This is a genomic window from Novosphingobium sp. B 225 (genome assembly GCF_002198665.1).
GTDB lineage: Bacteria > Pseudomonadota > Alphaproteobacteria > Sphingomonadales > Sphingomonadaceae > Novosphingobium.
The window spans coordinates 1-20,790 of record NZ_MWLM01000050.1 but is presented as its reverse complement, the minus strand read 5'-3'; the positions used below and the strand labels follow the sequence as shown (position 1 = coordinate 20,790).

20 protein-coding genes and 1 pseudogene are annotated in these 20,790 nt (G+C 63.0%); 14 read left to right on the top strand and 7 right to left on the bottom strand.

What is annotated here, in order from left to right; translation table 11 throughout:
* Both MNBBLIKP_RS18025 and MNBBLIKP_RS08365 read left to right on the top strand, forming a co-directional pair.
* Nucleotides 1-658, top strand: a pseudogene (locus MNBBLIKP_RS18025) (hypothetical protein); the annotation flags it as partial.
* Between the two features lie 138 nt (nt 659-796).
* Entirely contained in the window at nt 797-1,651 is an 855-nt protein-coding gene (locus MNBBLIKP_RS08365) for a DUF4349 domain-containing protein (protein WP_088309380.1), read from the top strand.
* Between the two features lie 57 nt (nt 1,652-1,708).
* Here MNBBLIKP_RS08365 and MNBBLIKP_RS08360 read toward each other — a convergent pair whose 3' ends face one another.
* Complete coding sequence (locus MNBBLIKP_RS08360; RefSeq protein ID WP_088309379.1) at nt 1,709-2,368, bottom strand: Crp/Fnr family transcriptional regulator; 660 nt, start codon at nt 2,366-2,368, stop codon at nt 1,709-1,711.
* A 257-nt stretch (nt 2,369-2,625) separates the two neighbouring features.
* On the opposite strand from MNBBLIKP_RS08360, the gene MNBBLIKP_RS08355 reads away from it, so the two are divergent.
* The gene (locus tag MNBBLIKP_RS08355; protein ID WP_088309377.1) at nt 2,626-3,468 is read left to right on the top strand and encodes an AAA family ATPase; all 843 of its coding nucleotides are present in this window, start codon (nt 2,626-2,628) and stop codon (nt 3,466-3,468) included.
* Nucleotides 3,469-3,635: 167 nt separating this feature from the next.
* Here the strand turns inward: MNBBLIKP_RS08355 and MNBBLIKP_RS08350 are convergent, their stop codons facing one another.
* Nucleotides 3,636-4,580: a L,D-transpeptidase family protein gene (locus tag MNBBLIKP_RS08350; protein WP_254912971.1), complete on the bottom strand. Its 945-nt coding sequence runs from the start codon at nt 4,578-4,580 to the stop codon at nt 3,636-3,638.
* A gap of 281 nt (nt 4,581-4,861) precedes the next feature.
* Nucleotides 4,862-5,602, bottom strand: coding sequence for a glutathione S-transferase family protein (locus tag MNBBLIKP_RS08345; protein ID WP_088309375.1), 741 nt, complete (start codon nt 5,600-5,602; stop codon nt 4,862-4,864).
* Nucleotides 5,603-5,676: 74 nt separating this feature from the next.
* Between MNBBLIKP_RS08345 and MNBBLIKP_RS08340 the strand changes: the two genes are divergently transcribed.
* From MNBBLIKP_RS08340 to MNBBLIKP_RS08315, 6 genes are all read left to right on the top strand, one after another.
* Nucleotides 5,677-6,525, top strand: a complete 849-nt coding sequence (locus MNBBLIKP_RS08340; RefSeq protein ID WP_088309373.1) for a DUF817 domain-containing protein — start codon at nt 5,677-5,679, stop codon at nt 6,523-6,525.
* 316 nt (nt 6,526-6,841) lie between these two features.
* A complete protein-coding gene (locus MNBBLIKP_RS08335; RefSeq protein ID WP_088309371.1) occupies nt 6,842-8,023 on the top strand; it encodes a vWA domain-containing protein in 1,182 nt (393 codons plus the stop codon).
* Nucleotides 8,023-8,709: an immunity protein Imm33 domain-containing protein gene (locus MNBBLIKP_RS08330; RefSeq protein ID WP_088309369.1), complete on the top strand. Its 687-nt coding sequence runs from the start codon at nt 8,023-8,025 to the stop codon at nt 8,707-8,709. Before MNBBLIKP_RS08335 ends, MNBBLIKP_RS08330 begins: the two co-directional genes overlap by 1 nt.
* Entirely contained in the window at nt 8,706-9,965 is a 1,260-nt protein-coding gene (locus MNBBLIKP_RS08325) for an MFS transporter (RefSeq protein WP_088309367.1), read from the top strand. Before MNBBLIKP_RS08330 ends, MNBBLIKP_RS08325 begins: the two co-directional genes overlap by 4 nt.
* Nucleotides 9,966-10,157: 192 nt before the next feature.
* Nucleotides 10,158-10,961 carry a 4,5-DOPA dioxygenase extradiol gene (ygiD, locus tag MNBBLIKP_RS08320; RefSeq protein ID WP_088309365.1) on the top strand — a complete coding sequence of 268 codons (804 nt, stop codon included), beginning with the start codon at nt 10,158-10,160 and terminating at the stop codon, nt 10,959-10,961.
* Nucleotides 10,962-10,999: 38 nt separating this feature from the next.
* A complete protein-coding gene (locus tag MNBBLIKP_RS08315; protein WP_088309363.1) occupies nt 11,000-11,803 on the top strand; it encodes a lipid II flippase Amj family protein in 804 nt (267 codons plus the stop codon).
* On the opposite strand, the gene MNBBLIKP_RS08310 is transcribed toward MNBBLIKP_RS08315, so the two are convergent.
* Genes MNBBLIKP_RS08310 through MNBBLIKP_RS08295 form a run of 4 tightly spaced genes read right to left on the bottom strand, consistent with a single transcriptional unit; the run spans nt 11,794 to nt 16,055 of the window.
* The gene (locus MNBBLIKP_RS08310) at nt 11,794-13,068 is read right to left on the bottom strand and encodes a spinster family MFS transporter (RefSeq protein WP_254912970.1); all 1,275 of its coding nucleotides are present in this window, start codon (nt 13,066-13,068) and stop codon (nt 11,794-11,796) included. The genes MNBBLIKP_RS08315 and MNBBLIKP_RS08310 overlap by 10 nt on opposite strands.
* A complete protein-coding gene (locus MNBBLIKP_RS08305) occupies nt 13,061-14,314 on the bottom strand; it encodes a M24 family metallopeptidase (RefSeq protein WP_088309382.1) in 1,254 nt (417 codons plus the stop codon). Before MNBBLIKP_RS08305 ends, MNBBLIKP_RS08310 begins: the two co-directional genes overlap by 8 nt.
* Nucleotides 14,311-15,522, bottom strand: a complete 1,212-nt coding sequence (locus MNBBLIKP_RS08300) for an exo-beta-N-acetylmuramidase NamZ family protein (RefSeq protein ID WP_088309359.1) — start codon at nt 15,520-15,522, stop codon at nt 14,311-14,313. The genes MNBBLIKP_RS08305 and MNBBLIKP_RS08300 overlap by 4 nt, the downstream gene beginning before the upstream one ends.
* Entirely contained in the window at nt 15,519-16,055 is a 537-nt protein-coding gene (locus MNBBLIKP_RS08295; RefSeq protein ID WP_088309357.1) for a DOMON-like domain-containing protein, read from the bottom strand. Before MNBBLIKP_RS08295 ends, MNBBLIKP_RS08300 begins: the two co-directional genes overlap by 4 nt.
* A gap of 53 nt (nt 16,056-16,108) precedes the next feature.
* Between MNBBLIKP_RS08295 and tyrS the strand changes: the two genes are divergently transcribed.
* The 5 genes from tyrS (at nt 16,109) to MNBBLIKP_RS08270 (ending at nt 20,735) form a co-directional block, all read left to right on the top strand.
* Nucleotides 16,109-17,332, top strand: coding sequence for a tyrosine--tRNA ligase (gene tyrS, locus MNBBLIKP_RS08290; RefSeq protein ID WP_088309355.1), 1,224 nt, complete (start codon nt 16,109-16,111; stop codon nt 17,330-17,332).
* Between the two features lie 111 nt (nt 17,333-17,443).
* Complete coding sequence (locus tag MNBBLIKP_RS08285) at nt 17,444-17,782, top strand: PilZ domain-containing protein (protein WP_088309353.1); 339 nt, start codon at nt 17,444-17,446, stop codon at nt 17,780-17,782.
* 69 nt (nt 17,783-17,851) lie between these two features.
* Nucleotides 17,852-19,117, top strand: a complete 1,266-nt coding sequence (locus MNBBLIKP_RS08280) for an MFS transporter (protein WP_088309351.1) — start codon at nt 17,852-17,854, stop codon at nt 19,115-19,117.
* A complete protein-coding gene (cysK, locus tag MNBBLIKP_RS08275; protein ID WP_088309349.1) occupies nt 19,114-20,031 on the top strand; it encodes a cysteine synthase A in 918 nt (305 codons plus the stop codon). Before MNBBLIKP_RS08280 ends, cysK begins: the two co-directional genes overlap by 4 nt.
* Nucleotides 20,028-20,735, top strand: a complete 708-nt coding sequence (locus MNBBLIKP_RS08270) for a dienelactone hydrolase family protein (protein ID WP_088309346.1) — start codon at nt 20,028-20,030, stop codon at nt 20,733-20,735. Before cysK ends, MNBBLIKP_RS08270 begins: the two co-directional genes overlap by 4 nt.
* Nucleotides 20,736-20,790: the final 55 nt, after the last annotated feature.

Genomic DNA, 20,790 nt, shown 5'->3' with positions numbered 1-20,790 from the left:
CCCGCCCCCGCCGCAAGCCGAGCAGCTTGGCGACCTGAAGCTTTATCGCGTCCCCCAACGCACCACCGTGGCCGCGCGGCAGATGAAGCAGACCCGGTTGATTGAGCAGCACGGGGTACCGATTGAACGGATTTATACCCAGCGGCTTGGTACCTCGAGCTGGTACCGCGCCGATGATCGCTACACCGCCGAAGTGATCCTGCGCACCCGCAATGACAAGGCGCACCAACTGGGCCTGCCGTTGCCGGCCGGGGCCTTCCTGATCGAGCAGGACCATGCAGGCCGCACGATGCTGGTCGGCGAACCCACCCTGGCAGACACCGCCGATGGCGAGAAAGTTGAATTGCGGCTTGGTGCGGCCCCTGATGTGACGGTCCGGCGCACGATGTTGCGGATGGATTCACCGCAAGACTTGCTGGCGCCGCTGCCCGCCGTGCTGAGCAGCCGGATCAGCAAGAGCCAGCAGGTGCAGCGGGTTGAACTGTCCAATGCCGGTTCCGCCCCGATCCGGTTTGAGCTCAAGTTCGATGTCTATGGCGCACAGCGAATCGTCGATGCGGATCACCCGTTCGAACAGGAAGACGGGCACCCGCTCTTTCGCCTGACCGTGCCCGCGAATGACCGCGTGGTGCTTCATTTTGGCCTGCAAGACCGCTGAATTCTGCCATTTCTGGCTCTAGCAGATAACCGTTGATTCAACGCATTTTTGACGCTTGTCATTCTCTACCAAATTGATAGACGTATAACTGTACCAAAATGGTAGATACGCCCCTTATGCTCGATTGGGAGAGCCCCGATGCGTTGCAAGTCCCCCCTGCTCCTGACCACCGCCACTGCCCTGCTGCTCAGTGCTTGTTCCGCACAGAAGAGCGAAGATGCCACCCCGCCCGCTGCCGATGCAGCCTCCAGCTCAAATGAAGCCGGCCCAGCCATCTCCGGCGCGGTCGCACCCGGGGTGGCCTTTGCCTATAATTACAGCTTCCTCCTCCCCGCCAAGGCAATCTCCGACGTCCAGCAGCAGCATGCCCAGGCCTGCTCGCGGCTTGGCACCACCCGCTGCCGGGTTACAGGCATGAATTACGAACAGCCGCGCGAAGGCGAAGTTGCCGCGCGGATCGATTTCCTGCTCGCCCCTGACAGCGCTCACCAGTTTGGCAGCGAAGGGATCAAGGCGATCGAAGCTGCCGAAGGCAAGCTCGACAAGGCGCAGATCACGGGCGAGAACGCCGGGGACGCGATAAAACTCAGCCAAACTGACAGCGCCGCCAAACAGGCCGAGGTAACCCGGATCGAAGCGCGACTCGCCGCCAAGGGCCTGACCAGTGCGGAACGGGTCGAACTGCAACAACAGATCGCCGCCCTGCGTGAACAGCTGCGCGGTGCGGCGCAGGACCGCAAGGTCAAGGAAGCGTCGATCGCTACCACGCCGGTCAGCTTTGCCTATTCCAGTGACGGACTCCTCAGCGGCAATGGCTCGACTTTCGGCAAGGCCGCCAGCGCCTCGCTGTCGAGCGCGGGGGCGGCCTTGTCGTTCCTCGCGCTGGTTGCCGGTATCGCCCTGCCGTGGGTCGGTCTGATCGCACTCGCCGTGCTGGGCTGGCGCTGGCTGCGGCGCAAGGCAGTTCCGGTGGAGCCCACCCCCTCGCAATAGGGTTCCACCACCCCCGCGCCGGCCCTTCCCCCTCTCCCCGCCGGCGCGGGGGTTTTGCTATTCGGGCGAACGCTGTGCCAGCCACAGGCGCAGCCGCTTGCGGTCGATGATCCTGAGCGAGCGATAGCCGGTTTCGATCAGGCCCTCTGCGCGCAGCAGCGCCAGGGCCTTGGACAGGGTCATCACCGAGGTGCCGAGGAGTGCCGCCAGATCTTCCTGCACGCAATCCACCAGACCATCCGGCCCGGGCCGCAGCGCCAGCAGGATCTTGGCGAGGTGCAGTTCGCGCGGCAGGCCGCGCAGATCGTCGGCCATCGACATCGATCCCGAAAGCCGCGCCGCAGTGATCCGGTGAAGCGCCAGCAGCACTTCGGGATGGGCCAGCAGCCGATAATAGGCGGCTTCGTCATAGTGATCGATCTGTACTGCCCCCACCGCCCAGGCATCGTGTGTGCGCCGGGCCCGGCCGTGGAACAGAATGTCGCCAAAATGTTGGCCCGGCTGGATCGAACTGACGAAAGTCTGGGTGCCATTGGCGTGCAGCCGGGTCAGCCGCACTTGCCCGGCGATTACCACGCACATGGTCGGATCGGGATCGCCACGGCGGTGGATCATTTCGCCATCATCATAAGCCCGCCGGGTGCCGACCTGGCCCAGCCAATCGCGCGCGGGCTGAGACAGTTCGTGCAACAGGGCCGGGCCAGCCAATTCAATCACGAGACTAGATTCCCAAATTCTTTATATTCTTTCGTCCTAGCTCGCTTTAGCGATGCAGGCAACCAAGCCTTTCGGGTCGCGCACGGGGTTGAGGGACCCCGTTCCGGAGCAGGATGGGGGAACTGGGCGCCGCGCCATTTATGGCTGCGGCGCCCTAATTCCGTCTGGCTGGTTCCTGTCGAAAAGTAGCCTCTTGCCACCGTTCTTCCCGCCGCTTATCGCTTAACCAAGCGATTAAACATTCCGGGGGAGAACCCATGCGTTTCGAAGGCACCAGCAATTACGTCGCCACTGATGATCTGAAAGTGGCGGTAAACGCTGCGGTGCTGCTGCGCCGTCCCTTGCTGGTCAAGGGTGAGCCCGGCACCGGCAAGACCGTGCTGGCCCATGAAATCGCCAAGGCCGTGAACGCACCGCTGATCGAATGGCACGTCAAGAGCACCACCAAGGCGCAGCAAGGCCTCTATGAATACGATGCCGTTGCCCGTCTGCGCGATGGCCAGTTGGGTGACGAGCGCGTCCACGACATTTCGAACTACATCAAGAAGGGCAAGCTGTGGGAAGCCTTCACCGCGCCCGAATTGCCGGTGCTGCTGATCGATGAAATCGACAAGGCCGACATCGAGTTCCCGAACGACCTGCTGCAGGAGCTCGACCGGATGAGCTTCGATGTTTACGAAACCAAGGAACGGATCGCGGCGAAGGAACGCCCGATCGTGGTGATCACCAGCAACAACGAAAAGGAACTGCCCGACGCGTTCCTGCGCCGCTGCTTCTTCCACTACATCAAGTTTCCCGATCGCGACACGATGCAGGCAATCATCGACGTCCACTTCCCCGGCATCCAGAAGACCCTGGTAAGCAAGGCGATGGACGTGTTCTACGAAGTGCGCGAAGTGCCGGGGCTGAAGAAAAAGCCCTCCACCAGCGAACTGCTCGACTGGCTGAAACTGCTGCTCAACGAAGACATGCCGCTGGATGTGCTGCAGCAGAAAGACCCGACCAAGGCGATCCCGCCGCTGCATGGCGCTTTGCTCAAGAACGAGCAGGACGTGATGCTGTTCGAACGTCTGGCCTTCATGGCACGGCGGCAGAACTGAGCTTCCACCTAAATCCTCCCCCCTTTGGGGGAGGTGGCAGGGCAAAGCCCTGACGGATGGGGACATTGCAAGTAACGCCGCGTCAGCGGCTGCGCGCTGGCGCACACAAGCCCTTTCTGCCCCCCTCCGCCCCTGCGGGGCACCTCCCCCAAGGGGGGGGATCTTGTCTAACTCACATTAAAGCACGCAATCCCGCGGCTTTTCAGCGCCGAACAGACTGCATAGGCGTTCGGTGCGGAGGCCCGCAGGCGATATACGCGGCGGGTGCCGACCACGGCGGGGATCACCACTTTCTGCAATCGCGCCAGTTCCGGGCTGGCGCTGACCAGCTGGGCCCAGTGCGCTTCGGCCTGAGCAGGCGTGGGTGCGGCAGTCAGCTGGATGGTCTGGCCACCGGACAAGGCTGACGGCGCGGGAAGGATTGCGGCAACAGGGGCAATGCTGGCCGTGGGATAGGCCATCGGCGCGGGCTCTATCCGGGGCGGACGGGCCGGGATGCTGGCCGCCAGCGCGGTGTCTGGCTGGACCGGATAGCGCATCAGCGCCAGGGTCTTGGCATTGCTTTCGGTTTTCAGCGGTTCGTTCGCCACCACCACCGTGGTCCGGTCCGCGCGGGTCAGCGCGAACAATTGCTTGGCAAAGGCGTGGGGCAAGCGGATGCAACCGTGCGACGCGGGATAGCCCGGCAGGCGCCCGGCATGGATCGCGATCCCGCTCCACGTCAGGCGCTGCATATAGGGCATCGGCGCGTTGCTGTAGAGATTGCTGCGGTGAAACACCCGCTTTTGCAGGATTGGAAAGATCCCCGCCGGGGTGGAATGCCCGCGCTTGCCCGTGGAAACCGGTGCGGTTGCCCACAGGGCCCCATCCTTGAACACGAACATGTTCTGCGATGCCTTGCTGATCACGATCAGCACGCCGGAACGCAGCACGGATTCCACCGCTGGCGGCTCGGCCGGTTTGGGCGGCGCCGGCTTTGGCGCGGGCGGCGGCACTGCGGCGAGTGCGCTCGCTGAACGCTCATTCCCGTCTGGCAAAAGGCCGGGCACGACAAAGCCCGCCAGTGCAAACAGCACCAGCACGCCAGCCACCATTGCCGCCCGCCAGATCATAGTTAAAAATCCGTTAACGCCTTGGTTAACGGTTAACCGCGTCGGTCCGGCCCACCAACGATTCTTTTTGCCGGCAAAGGGCCGGAATTGGACCTAAGTGACGGAATTTGTTCCGGGATGGGACAGGTGATCCGAACCTTGATGCAAGTCACGATGCTGGATCTCCCCTCCCGCTTGCGGGATGGGCTGGGGGTGGGGCTCCGGCGGAGCGGTACCGTGTGAGGCCTGCGGCCTCAGGCCCACCCCTGCCCCCTCCCGCAAGCGGGAGGGGAGATGCAGACTCAATCTTTCGCCGCGAGCCGCTCCATCGGCACTTCGGCATACATCTGCTTCACTGCCGGGCGCGCGGCGATCTGTTCGATCCAGCGGATCAGGCCGGGGGTGTCCTGCTTGTTGACCAGCTCGGCAAAACCGAACTGCATGCCCCCCGCGATCGCATAGTTGCAGATGTCGGCCAGGCTATACATCCCGCCTGCCAACCATTCATTATCGCGCAGGTGATCGTCCAGCCGCTTCACGGAAACCGCGATCTTGCGCATTTCCTCGTCGAGCAAGTCCTGCGGGAAGCCATCGCGGGCGCGGCGCCATTTGAGCTGTTGCTCGGGGATCGGGATCGCCTTGATCCGTTCCTCGAATTCTTCGGCGCTGATCGCTTTGGCCATCTGGCTGACCATGCGCTGCCAGCCGATGGTGGAAACGCACCAGCAGAAATATTCATCGACCCATTTGGTCCAGACCCGCATGTCCGCGCGGTCGGCCAAATCGTCAGGGCGCAGTTTGACCTCGGTTGGGTACTTGTCCTCCAGATATTCGCAGATCACCGTGCTTTCGGTGATCACCCGATCTCCATCGACCAGCGCCGGCACCTGCCCGCGCGGGTTAATCGCCTTGAACCAATCGCTGTGATGTTCAAAGGTGGCGGGGTTAAGCCGCTGGCCATCGAACGGCAGTCCCTTTTCATAGAGGGTGAGCAAGGGCTTGAGCGAGTTGGCACCCGGGCCGAAGGAGTAAAGCTTGAGCATCTGGCAGACATCCTCTTTGTTTGCATCGAGCCTATAGATTGTATGTATTGCATACAAGTCTTGAGTGATCGCGCGTGAACACCCCTGCCCCCACGCACACCCGCTTCGCCAGAATCCGCGCGCGGCTGGAAGCGTTTGAGCCGCGTCCGGGCTGGCACAGCTGGATCTACGAATTCCTGCTGTTCGGGTTCAAGCAAGGCTGGGCCTGCCTGTTCGGCGGCCTGATGCTGGCGCTGCTGCTGGGGACACATTTCTTCTATCCTCAGCACGCCGCGCTGGCCCGTTATGATTTCCTGACGCTGATGGCCTTGCTGATTCAATTGGCGATGCTGGGTTTCCGGCTGGAAACGTGGGAAGAGGCCAAAGTGATCCTGGCGTTCCATGTGGTCGGAACAGTGATGGAACTGTTCAAGACCAGCGCCGGATCGTGGCTCTATCCCGAGCCAAGCTTGCTGCGGATTGGCGGTGTACCGCTGTTTTCGGGCTTCATGTACGCTGCGGTCGGCTCTTATATCGCGCGGGTCTGGCGGATTTTTGATTTCCGGTATTCCGGTTATCCCAGGCCGGTTCTGGCCGGGCTGCTGGCGCTGGCGATCTATGTGAATTTCTTCGCCCACCACTGGTTGGTGGACATTCGCCTCGCCCTGTTTGCCGCCATGGGCCTGTTGTTCTGGCGCACCCGGATCTGGTTCCGCGTCTGGCGGCAGGACCGCTGGATGCCACTGCTGCTGGGCTGGTTCCTGGTCGCGCTGTTCATCTGGTTTGCCGAGAATCTGGGCACTTATGCCAATGCCTGGCGCTATCCCAGCCAGAACCACGGCTGGGCGATGGTCAGCCCGGCCAAGCTGGGGGCGTGGTATCTGCTAATGTATATCTCGTTCGTGCTGGTGGCCTGGGTGCATCGGCCTGAGGAGCGGGGTTGAAGCAGGTGCCAACTCCCCCCCTCCCGCAAGCGGGACGGGGACGCGCTCAACCTGAAACTTCTCGGTGAATGCGATTGCCGTGCCAGGACGGAAATTTCATCGATCGGTTAAACCACCTTTTTCCTACAGGCCGACAATCTGATACCACGCTGGCAAGAGTGATTCCCCGGGGGCGGAAGCGAGCGAAATGGAAGTGCACACATTTCCGAGCGGAAATTCGTCCAACCCGCTGTACAATAATGATTTAACCGCGATTTCGCGCAAAAATTCCCCCCCTGTTGGGTGTCAACCACCCGCCAGCTGAAGGCCCGAACCGATGTTCTTCAATTTCGTCGACGAACTGCGCGCTGCCGGTATCAAGGCCAGCTTCAAGGAGCATCTGGTCCTGCTCGAAGCGCTCGACAAGGATGCGATCGAGCAGACGCCTGAGCAGTTCTATTACCTCAGCCGGGCGATCTTCGTGAAGGACGAAGGCCTGCTCGACCGGTTCGACCAGGTGTTCAACAAGGTCTTCAAGGGCCTGCTGAGCGATTACGGCCAGAACCCGGTCGATGTGCCCGAGGATTGGCTGAAAGCCGTCGCGGAGAAGTTCCTGACGCCCGAGGAAATGGCGGCGATTGAAAAGCTGGGATCCTGGGAAGAGATCATGGAGACGCTGAAAAAGCGGCTCGAAGAACAGCAAAAGCGCCACGAAGGCGGCAACAAGTGGGTCGGGACTGGCGGGACCAGCCCCTATGGCAACAGCGGCTATAACCCTGAAGGCGTGCGGATCGGCGGCGAAAGCAAGCACAAGCGCGCGCTGAAGGTGTGGGAAAAGCGCGAGTTCCAGAACCTGGATAACACGCGGGAGCTGGGCACCCGCAACATCAAGATCGCGCTGCGCCGCCTGCGCCGCTTTGCCCGCGAAGGCAATGCCGACGAGCTTGATCTGGACGGCACGATCGAAGGCACCGCGCGGCAGGGCTGGCTGGACATCAAGATGCGCCCGGAACGTCACAACGCGGTCAAATTGCTGCTGTTTCTCGACGTCGGCGGATCGATGGATCCCTTCATCAAGCTGGTCGAAGAACTGTTCAGCGCCGCGACGACCGAGTTCAAGAACCTTGAATTCTTCTACTTCCACAACTGCCTTTACGAAGGCGTGTGGAAGGACAACGCCCGCCGCTGGAGCGAGCGGACCAACACCTGGGATATCCTCCACAAGTACGGGCATGACTACAAGGTGGTGTTCGTCGGCGATGCGGCGATGAGCCCCTATGAGATTACCCACCCGGGCGGATCAGTGGAACACTTCAACGAGGAAGCAGGCAGCACCTGGCTGCAACGCGTATCGCACGTCTATCCGGCAACGGTGTGGATCAACCCGGTCCCGGAAAAGCAGTGGTCCTACTCGCAATCGACCAAGATGATCCGCGAGGCAGTGGGCGGCTCGATGTTCCCGCTGACGCTGGAAGGCCTCGACAACGCGATGCGCGAGTTGACCCGCAAGAAGCATTGATGGGGCTGCGTGGCTTACTCAGGGATTGGCGCAGCAAGCGCTTTGGTACGTGGAACCTGGATGACCCGCGACCGATTGCGGCGGGTGCGCCGTATACCTTCTATCTGCCGAGCGAAGATATGGTTCGAGCGATTGCTGCGGGCGATATGGTCAAGGCAATCTTTCGGCCCGATCCACCTGATCGCAAGTTTGGGGCGGAGCGCATGTGGGTTGAGGTCGATAGTGTTGACGGTGACGATTTCGTCGGACGTCTGGTCAACACGCCCACCGACATCCCGCAATTGCCGATATATACCTCAGTCCGCGTGCCTCGTAGCCATGTGATCGACATAGAATTTGCGGAAGGACGCTTGCGACCGGAAGAACCAACCAAGCGTTGGTATTGGGAGCGCTGTCTGGTCGATGCCTGTGTTCTCGATGGTCGGAGCAATGTCGACTACCTCTACCGCGAGGATGACGATCTTGGACAACCTGATGACAAGTACCCCGACAGTGGTTGGCGCATTCGCGGAACGGATGAAGGAATCGCCGAAGATGAGCGCTTGGAGAAGGCTCCACAATATGTGGCGATCGGGCCGGTGCTCAATCAGGACGACCGCTGGTTGCGCCTGATCGACGAACCGGTGGGTTCGCGGTTCATCTGGTCAGGACCAGATCGCGCATTCATTACCGCCGGTGACGAATGATGGCATCGACGCCCCACCACAACGCCCGCCGCGCGATTGTCGGGGCGACGGTCGGGAACGCGATCGAGTTCTATGACTTCCTGGTCTATTCGATCTTCGCGATCCAGATCGGGCAGGCGTTCTTTCCTTCTGACAATGCCTACCTCTCGCTGATCGCCAGTCTGGCGACCTTTGGCGCGGGGTTTGTTTCGCGGCCTTTGGGGGCCTGGCTGATCGGGTCCTATGCCGACAGCCACGGGCGGCGGCCGGCCTTGCTGCTGACTTTGGGTTGCATGGGAGCCGGGATCGCGGGGCTGGCGCTGACCCCCAGTTATGCGCAGATCGGGATCGCCGCGCCGGTGATCGCGGTGGCAGCGCGGCTGCTGCAGGGCTTTGCGCTGGGCGGTGAAGTTGGCCCTTCGACCGCGTTCCTGATCGAGGCTTCGGCCCATACGCATCGGGGGCTGATCGGCAGTCTGCAACGGGTGACTCAGCTGGCTGCAGGCGGCATGGGGGCGCTGGTGGGACTGGTGCTGAGCCTGGTGCTGACCAAAGCGGAGCTGGCCGACTATGGCTGGCGGATCGCGCTGGGACTGGGGCTGGTGGTGATCCCCTATGCATTGTGGGTGCGCCGGACTTTGCCCGAAACGCACGGGCTGGAGGAACGCGCGGCCAAGGCCCCGCCCCCGACGCGGCGCGAATGGCGGATCATGGGGCTCGGCTTTGTGCTGTTCTCCGCCGGAACCTCGACCAGCTACATCCTCAACTACCTCGCCACTTTCGCGCAGGCCTCGCTGAAAATGCCGCAGACCGAGGCGCTGGCCGGGCAGTTCCTGTCCTATGTCACCGGGGTGATCGCGGGGCTCGGCGCGGGCTGGCTGAGTGACAGAGTTGGGCGGCGCCCGGTGATCCTGGCTGCGGCGGTTGTGCCGTTGCTGGGTGCATGGCCGCTGTTTGCGTGGCTGATTGGCGACCCTACTCCGGCCAAATTCGTGATCACCTGCGGCTTGTTCGGGCTCGCCAACGGGATCTCCAGCGTGTTCGTGGTCGCGGTCAGCGAAAGCCTGTCAAAGGCCAGCCGCGCGCGGAACTTCGCGATGGGATATACCCTGCCGCTGACGCTGTTCGGCTCTACCGCGCAGCTGATCGTCACCTGGATGATCAAGACCAGCGGCACGCCGATGGCGATTGCCTGGTATCTGATTGCCGTGTGGGTGCCGGGGCTGGTGGCGGCGCTGCTGATGCCGGAAACCGCACCGGGGCGGGAGAGAAGCTGATGCTCTCCCCCCTCAGGGGAGAGATACGAAGGCTTGCGGGCTTGTCCCGCTAGCCGAAGTTGAGTGGGGGCAGGCAAGCGCCGTCCATCCCCCACTCCCAACCCTCTCCCCTTCAGGGGAGAGGGCTTTCCTTTCCTCGCACCAACATTTCCCATACTTGCCAACGAACTGTATGGCCCCATCTTGGCAACCATGACCCAAGCCCGCATGCCCGCCTTGTTCCTTGGTCACGGTTCGCCGATGACTGTCATTTCCGATGTTCCGGAGCGCCGCGCCTGGCAGCGTCTGGGGCAGCTCCTCCCCCGCCCCACGGCTATTCTGGTCGTGTCGGCGCATTGGGAGACGCAGGGCAAAACGCATGTCACCACGGGACCGATTCTACGCACGATCCACGATTTTCGCGGCTTCCCGCCCGAACTGTTCGCCATGCAATACCCCGCTCCAGGATCGGATGATCTGGCGGCGCGGATCGAGCGGCTGCTTGGATCTGATCGAATCCAGCGTGATGACACATGGGGTTTCGATCACGGCGCCTGGGGCGTGGTGCAACCGATGTACCCCGAAGCGGACATTCCGATGGTCGAGATGAGCCTTGACCGGACGCTGGATGCCGAAGCCCACGTGGCGCTGGGCAAAGCCCTTGCCCCATTGCGCGACGAAGGCGTGCTGCTGATCGCCAGCGGCAATGTGATCCACAACCTTGCACTGTGGCGGCAGCTCGCCGGGACCCAGCCCGACTGGGCGCTGGAATTCCGCGAGCGGGTCAACCGGGCAATGATCGAAAACGATCACGCCGCCCTCACCCGCTTTGCCCCGGACGATCGGGCAGCGGGCGCGGCAATCAACAGCGCTGAGCATTACCTGCCGCTGCTCTACACTCTGGGCGCGCGGCTGCCCGGAGATGAAGTGGGCGTGTTCAACGATACGCTCGACGGGGCGCTCAGCATGACCAGCTACCTGCTGGGTGATACGGCGTTGTTGACGGAGCTGGCCTGACACTGGTGAGGCTGCCCCGGCGCGGCTAAGGCCGGAGGGTGGACCGCCAGCTGATCATCATCTGCCTGCTGACTTTCGGGATCAACCTGATCGGCACGCTGGCCTATGCCGCCCGGATCGCCGGGGTGCGGACGCGGCGGATTGCGATGAGCTTTGCGCTGTTCAACATTCTGGTGCTGGTCAGCCGTACCTCGAACTCGTTCCTCGGACCGTTCCTGGCGAAGCGGATCGAAACGCGGATCGTTGGCGGCGGGGGCGATGCGCTCTACACCGATTTCCAGATGGTGCTGGGCAGTGCGACACTTGCCGTTGCGCTGGGGATCGTGCTGGTACCAACCGCGCAGCGGCTGTTTGCGAAAGCGATCGGCTACTTCCAGGAACACCGTTCGACCGCGAAGATGATCCTCAAAACCGCCACCCCCACCGGGCTCAAGGCGGTGCGCGATGCCATGCATCCACCATCGCTGGCGCACCTGCGCGGCCTTCGCAAACCGCATGGCGTCGGCTGGGGCGTGTTGCTGGCCAATTGTCTGGCTCAGGCATTGATCACGGTCGGCGTGGTCGCCTCGCTCTATGCCGGATACCTCAACCCCGAATTCCGGGTGACCGCGAGCCAGCTGTCCGCCGTGATCAACGGCTTCGCCACGATCCTGCTGTTCGCGCTGATTGATCCGCAGCTGTCGGTGATGACCGACGATGCGGCAGAAGGCCGGGTCAGCGAGGCGTTGTTCCGGCGCACGATCGTGTGGATCAGCTTCAGCCGGCTGGCGGGTACGATGCTGGCGCAGGTGCTGCTGCTGCCATCGGCGCAAGTGGTGGCGTGGATCGCGAACTACGTCTGACGATCAAGCTCGGCATGCAGGCGCGGGCGCAGAATCCAGAACAGCGCCGCCGGGACCAGCCCGAGGAAAGCGGCGCCGTAAAGGACATAGCGAACCGATTCCGCCCCGAACTCTGGTTTGAGCCAGTCAGACAGCATCCCGAAGAATAGCGGCCCAAGCCCCAGACCGATCAGGTTTTGCCCGAACAGCAGCATCGCACTTGCCACGGCGCGGTGGCGCTGCGCGACCAGACCCTGGACCGATGAAAAGATCGGGCCGTAGTACAGTGCGTTAAGCGCGTTCGGGAGCATGATCAGGGCCATGGCAACCCGCCAATCACTCGCCTGATAGGCCATGAAAGCGATCGGCACGGCCACCAACATCCCAATCGCGGGTCCGGTCACCACATGCCGACGGTCAGTCTTGCCGAAGCGATCGGCCAGCCAGCCCCCCAGAAATGTTCCGCACATCGCGGCAATACCGCCCCACAGTCCGAACCAGAACCCGACTTCGCTGGGGCTCAACCCATGGCTGCGCTGGAAGAAGATCGTCGCCCAGGTGGTCTTGCCATAGGACAGGAACGAGCAGGCCGATCCCGCTGCCAGCACCAGCATGAAGGTTGATGATCCGGCCAGTTCCTTCATCGCTGCCCACAGCCCTTGCGGGGCATGGCCCTGGCTCGCCATCGATGGACGCGGTGGATCGCGGACCAGGGCCAGGACGACCAGCGCCAGCAGCACGCCCGGCGTGCCAACCAGCAGAAAGGCCGTGCGCCAGCCGATCCAGTCCGCCAGATAGCCACCGATCACCATGCCCATCAGTGAACCCAGCGGGATCCCCAGCGCATAGAAGGCCATGGCACTGGCCCGTCGTTCCGCAGGCACCCGATCGGCGATAAGCGAGTGGGCGGCGGGCGTGCAACCAGCTTCACCGACACCCACGCCGATCCTGGCGAGCAGCAATTGCACGAAATTGGTGGTCAGTCCGCACAGTGCAGTCATTAGCGACCAGACGGCCAGGGCCAGCGCAATCAACCGACCCCGGTCAGTGCTCGGCCGGTCTGCGTAGCGCGCAATCGGCAGGCCCAGGAACGTATAGAACAGGGCAAAAGCCAGCCCGGTCATCAGCCCGATCTGCGTATCGCTCAGCCCCAGATCCTTGCGGATCGGTTCGGCCAGGATGTTGACGATCTGGCGGTCGAGGAAGTTGAACACATAGACGACCAGCAGCACCCACAGCATGACGCGGGTGGAATGGCTCCAGCGAGCGGCGGCCGGGTCAGTCAAATGGGTGGTCGATGCTGGTAGGGGGCGTGGTAAACCAGCGCGGTCCATCGGTGGTCATGTAAAAGCAGTCCTCCAATCGTACTCCGAATTGGCCCGGAATGTAGATCCCCGGCTCGTTCGAGAAGCACATGCCCGCATCGAGCGGGGTCTTTTCGCCATGGACCAGATTGACCGGTTCATGCCCGTCCATCCCGATCCCGTGCCCGGTCCGGTGTGACAGGCCGGGCAGCTTGTAGCCCGGACCATAACCCAGCCGTTCGTAGTACCGCCGCACCGCATCGTCGACCGCGCCGCAGGGCGTGCCGGGCCGCGCGGCATCGAAGGCAATCTGTTGGCCGGTGCGGACTTGCTGCCAGACCTTGCGCAGCTCCGCTCCCGGTTCGCCAAGCACGAAGCTGCGCGATATGTCGGACACATAGCCGTGGACCGTGCATCCCGCATCAAGCAGGATGACATCGCCATCGCGCACTTCCTGGCGTTGATGCGTGCCATGTGGATAGGCTGCGGCCTCTCCCAGCAAGACCAGCCCGTTGCCGCCTTCGGCGCCCTGGCGTTTGGTAGCTTCAGCCATGATCGCGTTGATTTGCGCCGGGGTCATCCCGCGTTCGATCTTGCCCGCGGTATAGCGCATGGTGTTTGCGGTGATCGTTGCTGCAAGCTGCATCAGCGCCAGTTCGGCGGGGCTTTTGCGCATCCGGATCGGGCGGACGATGTCCGCTCCGGACCGGATCGAAAGGTCTGGTAACTGCCGTTGCAGGCCATCGCGGATGAATTCACGTACGGTTTCTTCAATCGCAAAACCGCGGCGGGTCAGTCGCTGCTCGCGCAGCCATCCGGCCACGACTGCCATCGGGTTATCGGGTTCATCCCAGGTGCGGATCGCGGCGGGGATGGCCAACATCTCGCGAATGCTCGGCGCTTCGAAGAATGGAGTTACCACCAGCGGTTCGCCATCGGCGGGCACGACCAATGCGGTCACCCGCTCGCTGCGCCACCAGGCAATGCCCGTGAAATAGAGCAAGCTCGATCCCGGTTCGATCAGGATTGCCCCCAACCCGGCCTTGCGCAAGGCGGCTTGCAGCAGATGAATGCGGGTCAGCCGCTCTTCCGGAGTGATCGGTTTGGCGCCGGATACCAGATTGACCAGCGGCGCAGGTTCTGCGGCGCGCACCGGGGCGAGGCCTATCGCAGACGCTGCCCCGGCCAGTGCAGTCATGTTCAGCGCGTGGCGGCGGGTCAGTTTCATTGCACGCCTGGATGATACAGCAACAGGTCGGCGATCTCCTCACGCCACGCGGCCTCGTCCGGCGCGGTCAGTGCTTCGAGATCGGCAGGAGTCGAACCCGGGTTATCAACCCATTCGCGCAGGCCTGGTCCACCATTGATCACATCGATCGCCAGTCGCTCAAACTCATACTCATAGGGGAAGTCCCGCCACAATTCGTATTCGGGATAGAGCCGCCGGATCGCCTTGAACGCCAGCGCCTGCAGCCGCCACGGCCGAAACGCGTGGTGATCGTAGAACGGTCCTTCGGCATGGATCATCAGCCCGCTGCACAGTGTCTTGGCGTGCTTGTGAAAGGTCGGTTCAAAGAAGCATTCCCGGATCGCGCAGCCTGCGAGCCATTCGGGCGCAAGCCGCCGCATTTCGGCATGGACCGCCCGGGCATCAAGATCGGGCGCGCCGAACAGCACCTCCAGCGGGCGGGTGGTGCCACGCCCTTCGGACAGAGTTGCGCCTTCCAGCATCACAGTCCCGGCATAGGCGCGGGCCATGTTGACATTGGCGGCGTTAGGGCTGGGGTTGATCCAGACGCGGTCTTGCGGCCAGCCGTGGCCCGGCCCTTCGGGCTCCCACCCCTCCATCGCGATCACGCGGTAATCGACATCCAGTGCGAAGTGGCGGATGAACCAGTGCCCCATTTCGCCCAGTGTCAGCCCGTGCCGCATCGGCATCGGCCCCGCGCCAACAAAGCTTTCCTGCCCCGGCAGCAAGGTCAGCCCTTCGATCGGACGCCCGGCGGGATTGGGCCGGTCAAGCACCCACACCGCCTTGCCGGTGCCATGCGCGGCCTGAAGCAGATAGAGCAGCGTGGTGACAAAAGTGTAGATCCGGCAGCCAAGGTCCTGCAGATCGAACAGGAACACGTCGGCCGTGCTCATCATCTGCCCGCTGGGGCGGCGTACTTCGCCATAGAGGCTGAACACGGGGATGTTGTATTGCGGATCAAGCTCGTCCGCAGTCTCGACCATGTTGTCCTGCTTGTCGCCCTTCAGCCCGTGCTGCGGGCCAAAGGCGCTGGTCACATTGACCCCCGCTGCGATCAGCGCGTCGAGCGAATGCGTGAGATTCTCGGTTACGCTTGCCGGGTGGGCGACGAGTGCCACGCGTTTGCCTTGCAGAGGCTGTCTGAGGGTGGAGTCCGCCAGCAGGCGGTCGATGCCGAACTTCATGCTTGGCTGGGTGGCGCAAGTGCCGCCGCGAAGCAAGCGGGATGGTGGAAATCGGGCTTGCCGGGCGGGTGGGCAATTGCCCAGTACGAGATCTGCCCGCCTTCTTCCTCGATCACGGCGGTCAGGGAATAGTCCCATGGCAGCGGAGGCAAGGCATCCAGCGGGATTGCGGCGTCAAAGATCGCCAGATCCTGCCCTTGCCGCAATGTGCAAACCGGATCGCGCGGCATGGCGCGTTCGGTCATGCCATCGCGGTAGCCCGTGAAATCATAGGCCGCCCAGCGCTCGGACGGACTGAGGTTGAACTCGCAGTATTCGGCCGCGCCCGGTGCCCGCATGAACAGCTCGAAACAGGTCGTTCGCCACAGGCCGTCTGCACGGCGCTTGCCTGCGAACACTGGCACAACCAGCGTGCCCGCGCCTTCGATCCGCCAGCGCAGGGTTAGCCAGTGGCTATCGATACCAACGATTCGGGCCTGGATGGCGCGCACCGAACTGGCTGGATGATCGCGATGACAGGCCAGTTCAAACATTTCCAATCGGCCAAACTCCGTGCTAGGCGCGCCGCCGTAAACGGAAAGCACGCATGACCTACACCTCTACCCTGCTCCGCCTGCTCGACGAGCGTGGCTATGTCCACCAGATGACCGACGCACAGGGGCTTGATGCCCTGGCGGCGAAGCAGATCGTGCCTGGCTATATCGGCTTCGATGCCACCGCGCCATCGCTGCACGTGGGGTCGTTGGTGCAGATCATGATGCTGCGTCGCTTGCAGCAGGCCGGGCACAAGCCGATCGTGCTGATGGGCGGCGGGACCACCAAGATCGGGGATCCATCCGGCAAGGATGAGAGCCGCAAGATGCTCACCCCGGAACTGATCCGGGCCAACATCGCTTCGATCCGCACGGTGTTTGAACGGCTGCTGACGTTCGGTGACGGGCCCACTGACGCAGTGATGGTGGACAACGACGAATGGCTATCCGCGCTGGGTTATGTCGATCTGCTGCGCGAGGTGGGGCCGCATTTCACGATCAACCGCATGCTGACTTTCGATTCGGTCAAGTTGCGGCTCGAACGCGAACAGCCGCTGACCTTCCTCGAATTCAACTACATGATCCTGCAGGCCTATGATTTCCGCGAACTGGCGCTGCAGCATGGCTGCCGCCTGCAGATGGGCGGAAGTGACCAGTGGGGCAATATCGTCAATGGGATCGAACTGACCCGGCGGATGGAAGCCAAGGAAGTGTTCGGCCTGACCACTCCGCTGCTGACCACCGCTGACGGGGCGAAGATGGGCAAGACCGCGGCAGGCGCAGTCTGGCTTAATGAGGAACAGCTTCCGGCCTATGATTTCTGGCAGTACTGGCGCAATGCTGATGACCGCGATGTCGGCCGGTTCCTGCGGCTGTTCACCGACCTGCCGCTGGACGAGATTGCCCGGCTGGAAAGCTTGCAGGGCAGCGAGATAAACCAGGCCAAGGTAGTGCTCGCCAACGAAGTCACGCGCCTGTGCCGCGGTGATGAAGCCGCCACGGCTGCCGAAGCGACTGCGGCGGCCACTTTTGCCGGGGGCGGCGTGGGTGAGGATCTGCCGGTCTTCGCTTTGCCCGCCGAGGGACTGGGGATCATCGATGCGCTGGTCGGGATCGGCTTTGCCGCCAGCCGGGGCGAAGCCAAGCGGCTGATTGCTGGCGGCGGCGCAAGAATCGACGGAAACGGGATTGCGGACGAGTCGTTCCACATCCCCGGCGGGGCCGAAGTGCGGATCAGTTCGGGCAAGAAAAAGCACGGCGTGCTCCGTCCGGCCTGATCAAACCGGCATAAAACCGTTATCCGGCAACAATTTGCCGGGTTTACGCTTTATTCGGCAAATTGTTGCATTCTGCTCTCCTTGGAATTCTCATCAGGAGGCACCACGGGCATGAGCGCAGGAGCTCAACTGACCGTAACCGATCTGCGCCGCGCGACGCGCCATCCGGTCGATCACAAGGTGATCGGAGAGCATCGTCGTCTTGGCGATGTGCATCTGCGCGTGGTCAACCTTTCGGCGCACGGCTTTATGGCCGAGGGCGTACCGGAACTTTCCCGCGGGGAGCGGGTGGTCATCCGCCTGCCGGTGGTCGGCCGGATTGAGGCGCACCTGATCTGGGCCACGCCCGAGCGATCGGGCTTTCAGTTCGAACGGATCATCCGACTGGATGATTTCATGCGGATGATCGACACACTCCAACCCAATCCGCGCCTGCGCCGCCCGCGCTAAAGCAGGCGTTTACGCACACAAAGCAGGTCCAGCCTTGGCAAGGGTTCGTGGTCCTGCCATGGCAGGGGCGTGAGCGAACGCACCCATCCCCTGCACTATCGCGACTATCGGCTGATCTGGCTTACGCGCTTCATTTCCGTCAGCGCCACCACCGCAATGGTCGTGGTGATCGGGGCGCAGACTTACCAGATCGCCCGCGAGATCCACCATTACAGCGAGGCGCGCGCCGCATTCCTGCTTGGCATGCTGGGGCTGGTGCAATTCATCCCGTTCATGCTGCTGACCCCGCTTGCGGGCGTTCTGGCTGACCGGATGGACCGCCGCTACGTGGGCGCGGTGGCGACATTGATCGATCTGGTGATCGCCGTGGTACTGGCCCTGGCCAACACCTGGAACATCCTGACCCTGCCGCTGCTGTTCACCATGGCCGCGCTGTATGGCGCGGCGCGGGTCTTCATCGGCCCGGCGATAAGCGCCATCGTGCCCAACGTGGTGTCGCCTGAACTGTTGCCCAAAGCGATCGCAACCAGTTCCATCGCATGGCAGAGCGCTGCGGTGATCGGCCCGGCGCTGGCGGGATTCCTGCTCGCGCGGGATCACGCCCTGCCCTATTGGTATGCAAGCGGCATGCTCGTGCTGGCCACTGTTTCGCTGCTCGCGATCCGCCACCGTGCCCCGCCGGCTGCTGCTGCGGCCCATCCGCTCAAACTGATGGCCGAAGGCGCGAAATTCGTCTGGCATGAACGCTTCCTGCTGGGCTGCGTCACGCTTGATCTGTTTGCCGTGCTGCTGGGCGGCGCGACTGCGATGTTGCCCGCGTTTGCCTATGACGTTCTGCACGTTGGTGACGAAGGTCTTGGCCTGATGCGCGCCGCCCCGGCGCTTGGCGCATCATTGGTTGCCCTGTACCTGGCCTTCCGTCCAATCGCCCGCAATGTCGGCGCGAAGATGCTGTGGTCGGTTGCGGTTTACGGGCTTGCGACGCTGGTGTTCGGCCTGTCAAAGAACTTTGAGCTTTCGCTCGCCATGCTGGCTTTGCTGGGGGCGGCCGATGCGATTTCGGTGTTCATCCGCAACACGCTGACCCAGCTCAACACACCGGATGACAAGCGCGGGCGTGTCTCCTCGATCTCCGGCCTCGCCATTTCGGCCTCTAACGAACTGGGCGAAATGCAGTCAGGTCTGGCCGCGGCACTGCTCGGCCCGGTCGGGGCAGTCGCGCTGGGCGGTGCCGGAGCAGTTGTGGTGACAGGGCTGTGGGCTGTGCTATTCCCCGAATTGAAGCGCGCGAAGACATTTGCGCCGCAATACCGCCAGAAGGAAGAACCCTCATGAAGGCCGACTCGATCCTTGCCACCATCGGCAACACCCCGCACATCCGCCTGTCGCGGCTGTTTCCCGATCACGAAGTCTGGGTAAAGGCCGAACGGGCCAACCCCGGCGGCTCGATCAAGGACCGCATCGGACTGGCCATGATCGAAGCGGCAGAGGCAGACGGCAGCCTGAAGCCCGGCGGCGTGATTGTTGAGCCGACCAGCGGCAACACCGGGATCGGTCTGGCCATGGCGGCGGCGGTCAAGGGTTACAAGTTGGTGCTGGTCATGCCCGAATCGATGTCGATCGAGCGCCGCCGCCTGATGTTGGCCTATGGCGCGACCTTTGATCTCACCCCGCGTGAAAAGGGCATGAAGGGCGCGATCGAACGCGCGCACGAACTGGTCGCCTCCACCCCCGGCGCGTGGATGCCGCAGCAGTTTGAAAATCCCGCCAACATCGCGGTCCACGTCCGCACCACAGCACAGGAAATCCTGACTGACTTTGCTGACAGTCCGATTGACGTACTGATCACCGGCGTCGGCACCGGCGGACACCTGACGGGCTGCGCCGAAGCGCTCAAGGTCAAGTGGCCTGCCATGAAAGCCTATGCGGTTGAACCCACGCTCTCCCCGGTGATTTCCGGCGGCCAGCCTGCCCCGCACCCGATCCAGGGGATCGGCGCGGGCTTTATTCCGGCCAATCTGCACACCCAGTCGATCGACGGCGCGATCCAGGTCGATCCGGCCGATGCCAAGGAAATGGCCCGGCTGTGCGCCACCAAGGAAGGCATGCTGGTCGGCATCAGTTCCGGCGCGACGCTCGCCGCGATCAAGCAGAAGCTGGCCGATCTGCCCGCCGGCAGCCGCGTGCTGGGCTTCAACTACGATACCGGCGAACGCTATCTCTCGGTCCCGGATTTCCTGCCTGAATGAGCGGTCTTGAGCGGACCCTTTACCACGACCGCGGAACCGCGCTGACCGGGTGGCTGGCGCGTCCGCACGGGCAGGCGCGCGGGGCGGTGGTGGTGTTCCCGACCATCGCCAACGTACTGCCCGCGATTGAACGGCGCGCGGCGATGCTGGCCGATCTGGGCTATGTCGCGATGATCGCCGATTTCTATGGCGAACCGGTTGCCAGCTTCGAAGCGTCACGCCCCCTTGCAGAAGCACTGCGCGGCGATGTCGATCACTACCGTGCACGGCTGTCTGCAGCTGTTGCTGCACTGCGCGGGCATGAAGCGGCACAGGGTCTGAACCTTGCCGCGATCGGGTTCTGCATGGGCGGACAGGCGGTGCTGGAACTCGCCCGCGCCGGGGAAGATCTGGTTGCTGTGGCCAGCTTTCACGGGCTGCTCGATACCCAGCGCCGTGCCGCCGCGCCAATCAAGCCGCGCATCCTGATCTGCCACGGCGATGCCGACCCGATGGTGCCTCGCAGCCAGGTCATGGCCTTCTGGGAGGAAATGGACGCGGTCGGGGCCGACTGGCATTTTCATAGCTATGCCAAGGTCAAGCACGGCTTCACCGACCCCGCCAGCGATGCCCGCGGCCTGCCTGCGATCGCCTATGACCAAAGCGCCGACCGGCAAAGCTGGGCCGCGCTGACGGCGTTTCTGGATGAGGCTTTCGGCGAGTAAGTTCGCGCAGATAATCCTCCCCCATTGGGGGAGGTGCCGAGTGCAACGAGGCGGA

What these genes read in the sequence shown, in the direction of transcription:
- ygiD (WP_088309365.1), top strand. Translation starts at nt 10,158, where the DNA reads ATGACCCAAGCCCGCATGCCCGCCTTGTTCCTTGGTCACGGTTCGCCG.
- MNBBLIKP_RS08355 (WP_088309377.1), top strand. Translation starts at nt 2,626, where the DNA reads ATGCGTTTCGAAGGCACCAGCAATTACGTCGCCACTGATGATCTGAAA.
- MNBBLIKP_RS08270 (WP_088309346.1), top strand. Translation starts at nt 20,028, where the DNA reads ATGAGCGGTCTTGAGCGGACCCTTTACCACGACCGCGGAACCGCGCTG.
- MNBBLIKP_RS08335 (WP_088309371.1), top strand. Translation starts at nt 6,842, where the DNA reads ATGTTCTTCAATTTCGTCGACGAACTGCGCGCTGCCGGTATCAAGGCC.
- MNBBLIKP_RS08300 (WP_088309359.1), bottom strand. Translation starts at nt 15,522, where the DNA reads ATGAAGTTCGGCATCGACCGCCTGCTGGCGGACTCCACCCTCAGACAG.
- MNBBLIKP_RS08345 (WP_088309375.1), bottom strand. Translation starts at nt 5,602, where the DNA reads ATGCTCAAGCTTTACTCCTTCGGCCCGGGTGCCAACTCGCTCAAGCCC.
- MNBBLIKP_RS08330 (WP_088309369.1), top strand. Translation starts at nt 8,023, where the DNA reads ATGGGGCTGCGTGGCTTACTCAGGGATTGGCGCAGCAAGCGCTTTGGT.
- MNBBLIKP_RS08305 (WP_088309382.1), bottom strand. Translation starts at nt 14,314, where the DNA reads ATGAAACTGACCCGCCGCCACGCGCTGAACATGACTGCACTGGCCGGG.
- MNBBLIKP_RS08295 (WP_088309357.1), bottom strand. Translation starts at nt 16,055, where the DNA reads ATGTTTGAACTGGCCTGTCATCGCGATCATCCAGCCAGTTCGGTGCGC.
- MNBBLIKP_RS08325 (WP_088309367.1), top strand. Translation starts at nt 8,706, where the DNA reads ATGATGGCATCGACGCCCCACCACAACGCCCGCCGCGCGATTGTCGGG.
- MNBBLIKP_RS08285 (WP_088309353.1), top strand. Translation starts at nt 17,444, where the DNA reads ATGAGCGCAGGAGCTCAACTGACCGTAACCGATCTGCGCCGCGCGACG.
- MNBBLIKP_RS08350 (WP_254912971.1), bottom strand. Translation starts at nt 4,580, where the DNA reads ATGATCTGGCGGGCGGCAATGGTGGCTGGCGTGCTGGTGCTGTTTGCA.
- MNBBLIKP_RS08365 (WP_088309380.1), top strand. Translation starts at nt 797, where the DNA reads ATGCGTTGCAAGTCCCCCCTGCTCCTGACCACCGCCACTGCCCTGCTG.
- cysK (WP_088309349.1), top strand. Translation starts at nt 19,114, where the DNA reads ATGAAGGCCGACTCGATCCTTGCCACCATCGGCAACACCCCGCACATC.
- tyrS (WP_088309355.1), top strand. Translation starts at nt 16,109, where the DNA reads ATGACCTACACCTCTACCCTGCTCCGCCTGCTCGACGAGCGTGGCTAT.